General features: G+C 71.7%; 3 protein-coding genes (1 of these 3 cut by a window edge). 2 read left to right on the forward strand and 1 reads right to left on the reverse strand.

The features are described from left to right. Nucleotides 1-10,847, reverse strand: the beginning of a protein-coding gene (locus tag ND450_RS12185) for a non-ribosomal peptide synthase/polyketide synthase (protein WP_253326249.1). It extends 20,005 nt beyond the left edge of the window; 10,847 of the gene's 30,852 nt are visible here — the first part of the coding sequence; the start codon lies at nt 10,845-10,847; its stop codon lies beyond the left edge, outside the window. A 779-nt stretch (nt 10,848-11,626) separates the two neighbouring features. On the opposite strand from ND450_RS12185, the gene ND450_RS12190 reads away from it, so the two are divergent. Further along, the gene (locus ND450_RS12190; RefSeq protein ID WP_253326250.1) at nt 11,627-13,132 is read left to right on the forward strand and encodes a glycosyltransferase family 39 protein; all 1,506 of its coding nucleotides are present in this window, start codon (nt 11,627-11,629) and stop codon (nt 13,130-13,132) included. Nucleotides 13,133-13,209: 77 nt separating this feature from the next. Next, on the forward strand, nt 13,210-14,151 hold the full coding sequence (locus ND450_RS12195) for a hypothetical protein (protein WP_253326251.1): 942 nt from the start codon (nt 13,210-13,212) through the stop codon (nt 14,149-14,151). The last annotated feature ends 15 nt before the right edge of the window (nt 14,152-14,166 follow it).

The raw sequence follows: 14,166 nt of genomic DNA on the forward strand, positions 1-14,166 counted from the left end.
ACCTCGATCCGGTGCTCCACCAGTGTGGCGTGCAACGACTCCACGGACACGTGCTCGTCGTGCGGCAGGAACACCACCGTCTGCCCGAACGCCAGTGCGCGGGTCATGTCGCCGATCGACACGTCGAAGCCGGGCCCGGACATCGACAGGACCGGACCAGGCCCGCCCAACGAGGCCAGCCCGTCACGCCACCCGGCCACATAGGACGACAGCGCGCCATGGGTGACCGCGACGCCCTTGGGACGACCGGTCGAACCCGAGGTGTAGGCGATGTACGCCAACGCACCGGGGTCGATCGGCGGAAGAGGCCCGGCAGGGGCCGCGGACCCGTCGTCCACCAGCAGCACCGGCCCGGCGAACCCGGGCACGTCCGAGGTCGTGACCACCGCGACCACACCGGCGTCGGCCAGCAGGAACTCCAGCCGCTCCGCCGGCAGCCCTGGGTTGATCGGCACGTACACGCCACCCGACCGCAGCACGCCCTGGAACGCCACCGCCAGGTCGAGCCCGCGCGGCACCAGCACCGCCACCGGCGACTCGACCGCCACCCCGGCCTGCCGCAACCGAGCGGCCAGCCCGTCCGCCCGGGCGTTCAGCTCCGCGAACGTCAACGACTCGTCACCGCACACCGCGGCAACGCCGTCCCAGCCCCGGATCAGCTCGGGCACCGGCGCCTCGGCCTCCGGCACCGGGGTCGCGCCCCACGCCACCAGCTCCGCCGCCTGCTCCGGACGCTGCAACGGCACGTCCACGACGGCCGACCCGGGACGTTCGGCGACGGCGGTCAGCACGACCACCAGCTGGTCCAGGATCCGCGCGACAGTCGCCGAGTCGAACGCCGCCGTCGAGAACTCCGCCTCGATCCGCAGCGTGCGTTCCAGGTCGACGGCGAAGGTGAGCGGGTAGTTGCCCTGCTCGACCGAGTCGACCGAGGCGTAGCCGTCGGGGAGGTCCGCGTGGTCTTCGGGCAGTTCGCGGTGCGGGTAGTTGCCGAACACGACGATCGAGTCGAACAGCGCGCGGCCACCCGGCACCGAGGACCAGCGCTGGACGTCCACCAGCGGCGTGTACTCGAACCGCTGCAACGCGACCTGGTTGTCCCTGAGTTCGCGCAGCCAGGACGTGAACGGCACGTCCTCGGGCACGACCGTCCGCACCGGCAGCGTGTTGATGAAGAGCCCGACGATCGACTCCACGCCCGCCAGGTCGCCGGGACGGCCGGACACGGTGAGCCCGAACAGCACGTCGTCCTCACCCGACGACGCCGACAACACCTTCGCCCACGCCGCCTGCACGACCGTCGACAGCGTCACGCGCTCACGCCGGGCCAGCTCGACCAGCTTGGTCGTGACGGCCTCGTCGAGCCTCGTCCTGAGGCGGTCCTGCGCGTAGTGGTCGCCCGCCAACCGGTCCACCGGCAACGGCGTGGGGGCCTCGAAACCGTCCAAAAAGGACCGCCAGAACGACTCGGACTCGTCCGGGTCGCGGGCGTCCAGCCAGGAGATGAACTCGCGGTACGAACGCACGGGCTCCAGCGCCGAGCCGTCGTGGACCGCCAGCACCTCGTCCATGACGACGGGCAGGCTCCACCCGTCACACAGACCCTGGTACAGACCCCACACCAGCCACAACCGGCCCTCGCCGCGATCCACCAGGTACAGCCGCATCAACGGCGGCGAAGCCAGGTCGAAGCCCAGCGCGCGGTCGTCCTCCAGCAACTCCCGCAACCGGACCTGCTGGGCGGCATCGTCCACATCGGACCAGTCGCGCACCTGCAACGGCACGTCGACGCCGACCGGCACCACCTGCACCGGCTCGCTGACGCCCTCCCACACGAACCCGCTGCGCAACGCCGCGTGCCGCGCGATCACCGTCCGCCACGCGCCGGCCAGCCGGTCGACGTCCACCGGGCCGGCCAGGTCGTAGACGCTCTGCCCCCAGTAGAGACCGTCGACCGGCGACCCCACGACACCGAACAACATGCCCGACTGCACCGGCGCCAACCGGTACACGTCCGCCAACGCATAACGCTCCGCCAGCCGATCCACCTCGGCCTGCTCCAACGACGCCAACGGGAAATCCGACGGCGTGAAACCCGAGGCACCCGACTGGCAGTGCGCCACCAACGCGCGCAACGCCTCGGCGTAGCGGGCCGCGACGCGTTCGACGGTCGAGGACTGGTGCAGGTTCGTGCTGTGCAGCCAGTCGATGCGCAGACGGCCGTCGGCCGCGCGGGCCACCTCGAGCTGCAACGGGTAGGCGCGCGTCCCGCCGGGCCCCTGCATCGGACCGGCCAGGTCGGCCGGGAGTTCCCGGCGGATCAGGCCGTCCGGGTCGACGGCGTCGAACGCGCCCAGGTAGTTGAACAGCACAGGCCGTTCGACGGCTTCGGCGAACGAGCCTTCCCGCCACCGCAGGGCGCCGTAGCCGACACCGCGCCGGGGCACCGACCGCAGGTGCTCCTTCACCGACTTCACCGTCGCGCCGACGTCGTCGCACCGGCTCAACCGCACCGGGAAGATCGACGTGAACCAGCCGACCGTGCGGGACAGGTCGAGCTCCTCGCGGCCGTGGCTCTCCAGGTCGACCGTGACGTGGTCGCTGCCGGCCCACTCCCCCAACGCCTGCGCGAGAGCCGCCAGCAGCAGGTCGTTGCCCTGCGTGCGGTAGGCCTTGTGCGCCTCGCCGAACAACGCGGCCGTGGTCTCGGCGTCGAGCCACGTGCTCACGACCGCACCGGAGGCCTCGGTGTTCGGGCCGTCACCGTCGACCGGCAGCACGACCACGTCCGACGTCGCCGCAGCCCAGTGGTCCCGTTCGGCGTCCGCGTCCAGCTCCCGCAGGTGTTCCGCCCACTGCTGGAACGACACGGTCTTCGGGCCCAGCGCCTCCGAGCGGTAGGCGGTGCCGAGATCCTCCAGCAGCACGTTCCACGACACCCCGTCCATGACGAGGTGGTGCACGGTCAGCCCGAGCCACGCGGGTTCGTCACCGCGGTCGAAGAACACGGCGGCGAGCAGCGGACCGTCGGCCAGCCGCAACGACTTCTGTGCCGAGGTCATCTCGGCGACCACGTCCGCGTCGCCCTCGACGACCCGCAGCAGACCGGCGGGCTCGACCCCGGCGTTGTGCTGGCCGTCGGCCGAGAACCGGATCCGCAACGCGTCGTGGTGCGCCACGAGCACGTCCAGCGCCTGCCCGAGCCGAACCGGATCCGTGCCGGGGGCCAGTTCGAACACACCGGACCAGTTCCAGTGGTCGCGGTCCGGGACGTCCTGCGCCACGAACCAGCGCTGGATCGGCGTCAACGGCACCGGACCCGTGACCACACCCTGTTCCGCCAGGGACACCACGGGCGTCTCGCGGACGGCGAGCGCGAGTTCGGCGACGGTCTGGTGCGCGAACACGTCCGCCACGTCGACACCCAGCTCCGCGGCGCGGACGCGGGCGACGATCTGCAGGCTCAGGATCGAGTCGCCGCCGAGCTCGAAGAAGTTGTCGTGCACGCCGACGCGCTCGACGCCGAGCACCTGCGACCACACCGCCGCCAGCGTCTCCTCGACAGCGTTGCGGGGCGCCACGAACGCCTCACCGGTAGTCTCCGGCTCCGGGTCGGGCAGCCCGCGGCGGTCGACCTTGCCGTTCGGCGTGAGCGGAAGCCGTTCCAGCGCAACGAACACCGACGGCACCAGGTAGTCCGGTACGCGCTCACGCAACCAGGAGCGCAGCACCGAACCGGTGACGCCGACGTCCTCGGCGACCACGTAAGCCACCAGGCGTTTGCCGCCGTGCGGCCCACCATCCCGTGCCACCACCACGACATCGCGCACACCGGGGTGGTCGCCGAGGACGACCTCGACCTCACCGGGTTCCACGCGATAGCCGCGGATCTTGACCTGCTCGTCGACACGTCCCAGGAACTCGATCGTGCCGTCCGCACGCCACCGCGCCCGGTCACCTGTGCGGTAGAGCCGTCCACCGGCCGCACCGAAGACGTCGGGCACGAACCGTTCCGCGGTCAGGTCCGGGCGGTTCACATACCCCTGCGCCACACCGGATCCACCGACCAGCAGCTCGCCGGGAACACCCACCGGCACCGGCCGCATCGCCGAGTCGACCACGACGGCCCTGGCACCGGCCAGCGGCGTGCCGATCGGCACCACGGCGGCAGGGTGGTCCTCGCCGACCGGGTGGAAGATCGAGTCGATCGCCGCCTCGGTCACCCCGAACACGTTGCCGGGCAAGGCGTTCGGCGCGACCTCCGCCACCGCGGTCGTCAACGCGTCGTGCGTCCACATGTCCGTGCCCGAGATGACCAGGCGCAGCGACTTGACCGGCCCGGCCTCCCGGCAGTGCGCGGCCAGGTCGCGCAGCAGCATGCCCGGGACGATCTCGGCGACCTCGACCTCGTGGTCCACCAAGGTCTCGTGCAGCGACTCCACGGTCACGTGCTCGTCGTGCGGGAGGAACACCACGGTCCGGCCGAAGGCCAGCGCCCGCGTCATGTCCCCGATCGACACGTCGAACCCAGGCCCCGACATCGACAACACCGTGCCCGGACCGCCGAGGTCGGCCAGTCCTTCACGCCATCCCGCGACGTACGAGGACAACGCGGCGTGCGTCACCGCGACGCCCTTGGGCCGCCCGGTGGAGCCCGACGTGTAGGCCACGTAGGCCAGCGCGCCGGGGTCGATCCGCACCGGCAGCGCGCCGAAGCCCGGCGAGTCGTCGAGCACCAGCACCTCGGCGAGCCCGGCCAGTTCCCCGGCCAGCGCCGAGGTCGTGACGGCGACGGTCGCGCCGGCGTCCTCCAGCAGGAACGCGAGCCGTTCGGCGGGCAGCCCGGGGTTGATCGGCACGTACACGCCACCGGACCGCAGCACGCCCTGGAACGCGACGGCGAGCTCGATCCCGCGCGGCACCAGCACCGCGACGCGGGACCCGGCCACCACACCGGTCTGCTGGAGCCGTCCGGCCAGCGCCTCCGCCCGGAACCCGAGTTCGGCGAACGTCAGGCTCTCCGCACCGCAGACCACCGCGACCTCGGGCGAGATCCGCGCCCAGTCGTCGATCAGGTCCGGCACCGGGCGTTCGGCGGCGGGCTCGCGGGTCTCGCCCCACGCCACCAGCGCCGCGGCCTGTTCGGGACGCTGCAACGGCACGTCCCTCACGAACATGCCCGGCTGCTCGACGATCGCGGTCAGCACGACCACGAGCTGGTCCAGGACGCGTTCGACCGTCACGGCGTCGAAAGCGGCGGTGGAGAACTCGGCCTCGATCTTGAGCTCCGCCTCCACGTCGACGGCGAAGGTGAGCGGGTAGTTGCCCTGCTCCACCGAGTCGACCAGCGGCGACAGCTCGAAGTCGGCGACGCGGCTCTGGCCACCGGGGTAGTTGCGCAGCACCACGATGCTGTCGAACAGCGCCCGCCCACCGGGCACCGAGGACCAGCGCTGCACGTCCACCAGCGGCGTGTGCTCGAACTGCTGCAAGGCGGCCTGGTTGTCCCGCAGCTCGCGCACCCAGTCGGCGAACGGCGTGTCCGACGGCACCGCGGTCCGCACCGGCAGCGTGTTGATGAACAGGCCGACGGTCGACTCGACCCCGGCGAGCTCCGGCGGCCGGCCCGAGACGGTCAGGCCGAAGACCACCTCGTCCTCACCGGAGGACGCCGACAGCACCTTCGCCCACGCGGCCTGCACGACCGCCGACAACGTGACGCGTTCGCGGCGGGCCAGCTCGACCAGCCCGGCGGTCACGGCCGCGTCGAGGTGCGTGCGCCTGCGGTCCTGCGCGTAGTGGCTGGTGGCCAGCCGGTCCACCGGCAGCGGCGTCGGCGCCTCGAACCCGTCCAAACAGGACCGCCAGAACGACCCGCCGCCATCACGGCCGTCCAGCCACGCGATGAACTCGCGGTACGACCGCGCCGGAGCGAGCGACGCACCGTCGTAAACCGCCAGCACCTCGTCCAGGACGACGGGCAGACTCCACCCGTCACAAAGCCCCTGGTACAGCCCCCACACCAGCCAGTGCTGCCCGAGACCGCGGTCGACCAGGTACAGGCGCGTCAACGGCGGCGCGGCGAGGTCGAAGCCCAGCGCCCTGTCCTCCGCCAGCAACTCCCGCAACCGGGCGTCCTGGGCCGCCGAGTCGAGGCCCGACCAGTCGTGCCTCCGCAACGGCACCTCGACGTCGCCGAGCACGACCTGGACCGGTTCGCTGACGCCCTCCCACACGAACCCGCTGCGCAACGCCGCCTGACGGGCGACCACCGTCCGCCACGCACCGGCGAGCCGGTCCGCGTCCACGGTCCCGGTGAGCTCGTAGATCCCCTGGCCCCAGTAGAGCCCGTCCTCGGCCGGGGCACCCACGACACCGAACAGCATGCCCGACTGCACCGGCGCCAACCGGTACACGTCCGCCAGGTCCGGGAACCGCGCGGCCAGCCGGTCGACCTCGTGCTGCGCCAACGACGCCAGCGGGAAGTCCGACGGCGTGAGACCCGAAGCGCCCGACCGGCAGTGGGTGACCAGCTCCTCCAGCTCACGCCGGTAGGTCGCGGCCAGCCGCTCGACGGTCGCGGCCTCGTGCAGCCCGGCGCTGTAGTGCCACTCGACCCGCAACCGCCCGTCGGCCGTGCGGGTCACCTCCAGGTTCAGGACGTGCGACCGCGTGCCACGACCGGCGGTCGCGGCACCCCGCAGTGCCACCGGCAGCTCGCGCCGCAGCAGATCTCCCGTCGCCGCACCGGATCCCAGGTAGTTGAACAGCACCGGGCGGTCCGGCGCGCCGGCCAGTTCGCCGTGCAGCCACCGCAACGCGCCGTAGCCGACACCAAGGCGCGGCACCGCCCGCAGCTGCTCCTTGACCGCCTTGACGGTCGCGCCGACGTCCTCGTGCCGGCTCAGCCGCACCGGGAAGATCGACGTGAACCACCCGACCGTGCGCGACAGGTCGACCCCGTCCGCGATCGCCTCCCGACCGTGGCTCTCCAGGTCGATCGTCAGCTCGTCGGTGCCGGCCCACGGACCGAGCGTGCGCACCAACGCCGTCAGCAGCAGGTCGTTGCCCTGCGTGCGGTACGCCTTGTGCGCATCCCCCAGCAACGCGCTGGTCGTCGCCGCGTCCAGGAACGTCGTGTGCACCCGCGCGGTGCGTTCGTCGTTCGGTCCGTCGCCGTCGACAGGCAGCGCCACCACACCGGACGTCGCCGCGGCCCAGTGGTCCCGTTCCGCTCTCGCGTCGAAGTCCTGGAGCCGCTCGGCCCACTGCTGGAACGACGTCGTCTTCGGCCCCAGCTCCTGCCCGCGGTAGGCGGTGCCGAGGTCCTCCAGCAGCACGGTCCACGACACGCCGTCCATCACCAGGTGGTGGACCACGAGACCGAGCCACGCGGGCTCGTCGCCCCGGTCGAAGAACACCGCCGCCACCAGCGGTCCGTCCGCCAGCCGCAACGACCTCTGCGCCACCGTCATCTCGGCGGCGACGTCCGAGTCGCCCGCGACCGTCCTCAGGCCGACGGGCTCGATGCCGGCGTTGTGCTGGCCGCCGGGGGTGAACCGGATCCTGAGCGCGTCGTGGTGCGCGACCAGGACGTTGATCGCGTCGGCCAGACGTCCGGGGTCCGTGCCGGGCGCCAGCTCGAACACGCCCGACCAGTTCCAGTGGTCGCGGTCCTCGACGTCCTGGGCCAGGAACCAGTGCTGGATCGGCGTCATCGGCACCGGCCCGGTGACCACGCCCTGCTCCGCCAGGGTGACGGCGGGCGTCTCCCGCACGACGGCCGCCAGCTCGGCCACGGTCTGGTGCGCCAGCACGTCGGCCACGCCCAGCCCCAGCCCGGCGGCACGCGCCCGTGCCACGATCTGCAGGCTCAGGATCGAGTCGCCGCCGAGCTCGAAGAAGTTGTCGTGCACACCGACGCGTCCGACGCCCAGCACCTGCGCCCACACCGACGCCAGTGCGTCCTCAGTGGACGTTCGCGGCGCCTCGTAGGCCTCCGCGGTCTCGGGCTCGGGGTCCGGCAGTCCGCGCCGGTCGACCTTGCCGTTGGGCGTCAGCGGCAGTCGGTCCAAGGCCACGAACACCGACGGCACCAGGTGGTCGGGCACCCGGTCCCGCAGCCACGACCGCAGCTCCTTCGCGCTGAACTCCCCCTCGGCCACCACGTACGCGACCAGCCGCTTACCGCCGTGCGGCCCTCCATCCCGCGCGACCACGACGACATCGCGCACGTTCTCGTGGTCGCCGATGACGACCTCGACCTCACCGGGCTCCACCCGGTAACCGCGGATCTTGACCTGCTCGTCGACCCGGCCGAGGAACTCCAGCACGCCGTCCGCGCGCCACCGCGCCCGGTCGCCCGTGCGGTAGAGCCTGCCTCCGGCAGAGCCGAACACGTCCGGCAGGAACCGTTCCGCCGTCAGATCCGGGCGCCCCGCGTAGCCCCGCGCCAGACCGGCGCCGCCGACGAGCAACTCACCCTCGACACCCACGGGCACCGGCCGCAACGCCCCGTCGACGACGAACGCGTCGACCCCGGCGAGCGGGCCGCCGATCGGCACCACCTCGCCCTCGTGCTCCGGCAGCGCGGTCACCGCGTGGAAGATCGAGTCGATCGCCGCCTCGGTCACCCCGAACACGTTGCCCGGCACGGCGTTGGGCGCCACGGCGCCGACAGCGGACACGAGCGCGTCGTACGTCCACATGTCGGTGCCCGAGATGACCAGGCGCAACGACTCCACCGGTCCCGCCTCGCGGCAGTGCGCGGCCAGGTCGCGCAGCAGCATGCCCGGCACGATCTCGGCGATCTCGACCTCGTGGCGCACCAAGGTCTCGTGCAGCGACTCCACCGACACGACCTCGTCGTGCGGCAGGAAGACCACGGTCTGCCCGAACGCCAGCGCCCGCGTCATGTCCCCGATCGACACGTCGAAACCGGGACCCGACATCGACAACACCGTGCCCGGACCACCCAGCACGGCCAGCCCGTCATGCCACCCGGCCACGTACGACGAGAGGGCGGCGTGGGTGACGGCAACGCCCTTCGGACGACCGGTCGAACCCGAGGTGTACGCGATGTACGCCAGCGAACTCGGATCGATCGCCACCGGCGGCTCGTCCGACACGGTGTCGTCGAGCACGACGACCTCACCGGTGAACCACTCCAGCTCACCCACGAGGTCCCGCGTCACCACCGCGGCCACCACGCCCGCGTCCGCCAGCACGAACTCCAGCCGCTCCCGCGGCAACCCCGGGTTCACCGGCACGTACACGCCACCGCTGCGCAGCACGCCCTGGAACGCGACCGCCAGCTCGACCCCGCGCGGCACCAGCACCGCGACGGGCGACTCCACCGACACCCCGGCCTGCCGCAACCGGGCAGCCACCCCGCCGGCCCTGGCACCCAGCTCGCCGAACGTCAGCCGCTGGTCGCCGCACACCACGGCGACCTCCTCCGCCGCCTGCCCGGCGATCAGCTCCGGCACGGTCGCGGTGGGCTCCTGCGCCACCCCGGCACCCCACCGGCGGGTCGACGGCAGGTCCACAGTGGACGACGGCACGCGTCCGCCCGCGGGACCGGTCGCGAGCCGGTCCAGCACGTCCAGGAACCGCTCCTCGTGCAGCGCCAGCTCGGCTTCGGCCGCCACGCCGTCCTCGACGTCGACGTCCAGCCAGGCCTGCGAGCCGTGCGACCAGCCGTAGGTGGTGACGGTGAGGTCGCGGATCGGCCCGACGGCCAGGTTCCGCGGCACGTCCGCGACCACGCCGGGACCGAAGTGGTGCGGCCGGACGAAGTCGACGACGTTCAGGGTGGGACCGAACCACGCCCCGTTGCCGGTGACGCCGAGCCCGCGGGCCAGGTCCTCACCGCGGTACCGCGACCGGGCGCCGATCTCCGCCAGTCGCGCGGTGGTGGCGCCGGTCAGCTCGCGGACCGTCAGGGAGTCCGGCACGTGCAGCACGACAGGTGCGACGTTCGCCAGCAGACCGGGAGTCGCGCGCGACAGCGGACTGCGGCGGGCGGCGGTGGGAAGGCTGAACACCACGTCGTCGCGATCGGTCAGGGAACGCTGGTAGGCGGCGAAAGCCGAGACGAGGAAGTGGGGGACGCGCATGCCCAGCGAGGCCGCCCGGTCGACCACGGCGGACCGCAACGCCGGGTCGACGGCGACCGTGCGCCGTCGTGAGGGCCGCTGCCGGTCGGGGCGGCGTTCGCCACGGCCCTGCACCGCCGCGGCGACGGATTCCAGCCAGTACCGCTCGTCGGCCTCGCGGTCGGCGGAGAGCCGGTAGGCCGCGTCCTCGGCCACGACGTCGGCCCAGGAACCGAAGTGGCGGGGCCGGTGCTCACCGGCGTAGATCTCCGCCACGCGCTGGGTGAGCAGGTGGAACGTGAAGAGGTCCGAGATCAGGTGGTGGGCGCGGTGGTACCACCAGTACTCGGCGTCGGCGACGCGCAGCAGCGCCCAGCGCCAGAGCGGCGCGGTCCGGTGGTCGAGCGGCCGGGCGGCTTCGGCGTGCGTCCACAACCGTGCCGCGGCAACGGGATCGGCCTCGCCGCGCAGGTCCACCACCGGCAGCACGTCGGCGGGGAGCTCGCCGGTGAACGCCTGCCAGGGCGTGCCGTCCGCGCGCTCGCCGAAGGACAGCCGGTACGCGTCGGTCTCCCCCACCGCGACGCGGGCGCTCGTCCGCAGGAGTTCCTCGTCGACGGCTCCGCGCAGGACCACGTACTGGGCCGGGTTGAACTCGGGGGCGTCCCCGAGCAACTCGGCCGACAGCCACATGTCGACCTGCGCCGCCGTCAGCGAATACCGGACGCCGGGCACGCGCCGCTCAACCACTGAAACGCTCCTCATTGCCGATGGCCCCGACACAACGGGACAGAGAGACCGCTGAAGTCACAGATACAGCGGGTGAAGAGCACTTTGCGAAGTCCGTGCTCGCGGACCGGGGCCGGACAGCGCGGTGCCGGCGGGAAGAGGTCGACCGCTCAGGGGCGTTCGGAGATCAACGGATCACCGACGCCGCACCTGTGCGGGTACGATCCCGCGCGCGACTCGCGGATGAATTCTCGTACAACGGCCATGAAAACCCCCTTGCGTCATCCGCCGATACCGCAAATTCACGCAACGTGCACGCGAATAACCGGGTCGACGAAAGCACCCCACCCCAAAGAAGCCCCCAGAGCCGCCTAAGCGACAACCGCAGATTAGCCAGGCCCGCGACCAGCACGAATCCGCCGAACAGCCCAATTCGGCTCTTATAAATTTCATCAATCCGCTTATAGGCCAATCGGTGGACCGTTGAGTAATGTCACGTGCCGCACCCACCCCGACACACGGCGTGACGAAAGTCTGTGTGACGCGTCACACAACGCTCAAAAACCTTCACCTTCGTCCACGATTTGGTAATTGTGCGCGTTTTGCGCCCACCAATTGAGATGGCCGAACACGTGCTCACGTGCCATTCTCGGACCAATCCTCCACATTCGCGTTGTTTTGCGGCAAGGCGTTCGGAAAGCTGCTATGGGTGCTTGTCGTTCAATCATGGGACCTTTCATTTCCCGCTACCCTCGCCGACGCGGTGGCTCCCCCGGTCACCGAAGAGGGGAGCGATCGCGGTGTTGACGGTGCAGGGCGTGGCAACGCGGGGCGGCACCGCCGTCGCGCCGGCGTGGCACCCGGTGGCGGTGGTCGCGGGGCTGTTCGCGGCCCTGGTGTTCCCGTTCGCCGGGAACTACGGGCTCACGGCCGACGAGCTCTACTTCCGGATGCTGGGCGACGACCCGCGCTGGGGCTACTTCGACCAGCCACCGCTCGCGCCCCTCCTCGCCAAGGCCGGCTCCGTCCTGTTCGGCGACACCGTCTGGGGCATCCGGGCGCCCGCCCTGCTGTGCGGCATCGCGATCGTCGTGCTCGCCGCGCTGATCACCGCGGAACTGGGCGGCGGCCCGCGGGCGCAGGTGCTCTCGGCCGCCGCCGCGGGCACGTCCGGCATGGTGCTCGCGATGAGCCACTTCCTGCTGACCAACAGCCCGGACCTGGTCGCGTGGTGCGCGGTGGCGCTGTTCGCCGTGCGGGCGTTGCAGCGCGGGCAGGGCCGGTGGTGGCTCGCCGTCGGGATCACGTGCGGAGTCGCCACGTACGCCAAGTACGTCGTACTCCTCCTGCCGGTGACGATGCTGCTGGCACTGCTGCTCGTGGGACCGCGCAGGGAACTGCGCAGCCCGTGGCCGTGGGCCGGTGCCGGGCTGACGCTGGTGATCAGCGCGCCGAACCTCGTCTACCAGGCGGTCAACGGCTGGCCCCAGCTCGTCATGGCACGCGCGTTGTCGGACGGGGTCTGGACCGACGGGCTGATGTTCCCCCTCGACGTCGCCATCCTGGCCGGGCCGGTGGTCGCCGTGATCATGGTGGTGGGCCTGGCGGGCGTCCTGCGCCGGCCGCGGTGGCGACCCGTGCGGGCGTTGGGCGCGGCCTACCTGCTCGGCACGGCGCTGGTGCTCGCCATCGCCCCCAGCGGCATCGACTACACCGAGGGCTACCTGGTGCCGCTGATCGCCGCGGGGTGCGTGCTCGTCGACGAGTGGCTGGCCCAGGGCCGGAAGCGGGTGCCGGCGGCCGTTTCCCTGTTCGCGGTCTTCGCCGCGGTGCAGGTGGTCGTGACGCTGCCGGTGCTGCCCGCGCGCGTGTTCGCGCAGTACCCCGCGTCGAGCCTGACGACCGAGACCATCGGCTGGGAGGGGCTGGTCGGGCAGGTGAAGGACGCCTACGCCGCCCTGCCCGCGGGTGAACGGTCTCGTGCCGTGGTGCTGACGCGGAACTTCGGCGAGGCGGGCGCGTTGCACTGGATGCGCGACGACCGCCCGCTCCCCCGGATCCACAGCGGGCACAACGAGCTCTACTTCGACGGACCGCCGCCCGACACCGCGGACGTCGTGATCGCGGTCGGCGTGGCCGAGGACAGGCTGGCGCAGGACTTCCGCGAGTGCACGGTGTTCGCACGCATCGACAACGGTCTCGACCTCGCGACCACGGAACAGGGCCGTGCGATCTCGGTGTGCCGCGGCCCGAAGGCCCCGTGGGCCGAGCTGTGGCCCGGTTACCGGCTCATCGGGCCGTACTGACAACCGCACGACAACGTCGCCACAACAGCGCGCCGGTACTCCTTCGGTCAGCACGACCACAACCGAGGGAGGCCATGGTGAAAGCCAAACTGGCAACGGTGCTGGTGGGGCTGCTGGCGACCGCGACGCTCATCGCGCCGGCCGTCAGCGCCACGCCGTACCAGCGCGACGTCTTCGTCCGCGACAACGTGAGCGACGTCGGCAACGAGCCCAGCACCGGCAGCATCTACTACAGCCCGGACATCAAGGTGTGCCACACGCCGGTGCCGTGCGCCGTGTCCCAGAACCCGATCGTCGGCGTCAACAACTACGTCTTCGTCAACCTGAGACGCAAGCCGGGCGCGGTCGGCACCATCGACGGCAGCCTGCACCTCTACCGCAGCAACCTCGGCGGTGGCACCGCGTGGCCGGGCGGCTGGACGTTCATCGGCACCGCCGGCTCGACCGTGCCGGTGGGCGGCACCACGGTCATGATCACGTGGCCCGGCTGGAACGTCCCCGGCCCCGCGCACTTCTGCCTGCTCGCCCGCTGGGTGTCGAACGCCGACCCGATGACGTTCGCCGAGACCCCCAACACCCAGCAGAACGCGCAGCGGAACAACAACATCGCTTGGCGCAACGTCGACTCCGTGCGGGTGCGGCCGTTCGAGCTTGTCCGCGTGCCGTACACGATCGGCAACCCCGATCGCGCCGACGCCCGGCAGGCGTTGATCCTCGAGCAGCCGCGGCCGTTCGCCGGTGCGATCACGTTCGACCTCGGCCAGGAGCTCACGGCGCGCTGGAAGGCCGCGGGCGGCAGGGCCACCGGCGTGAAGCAGGTCGGTGAGACGCAGTTCCAGGTCGTCGACACCAAGGCCCGCTTCGACGGCCTGGTGCTCAAGGCCGACGAACGCGTCGAGACCGCGCTGACCTTCGAGACCGACCGCGAGGCCGGTCCCGCGGAGCTGCACGTGCGCCAGACCGACGCCCAGGGCGTGGACCTCGGCGGGGCGCAGTACCTGATCAACGAGAAGGACTGAGTATCAACCCCGGTG

Origin of the sequence: Lentzea sp. HUAS12 (assembly GCF_024125735.1) — a bacterium.
GTDB classification, from domain to species: domain Bacteria; phylum Actinomycetota; class Actinomycetes; order Mycobacteriales; family Pseudonocardiaceae; genus Lentzea; species Lentzea albida.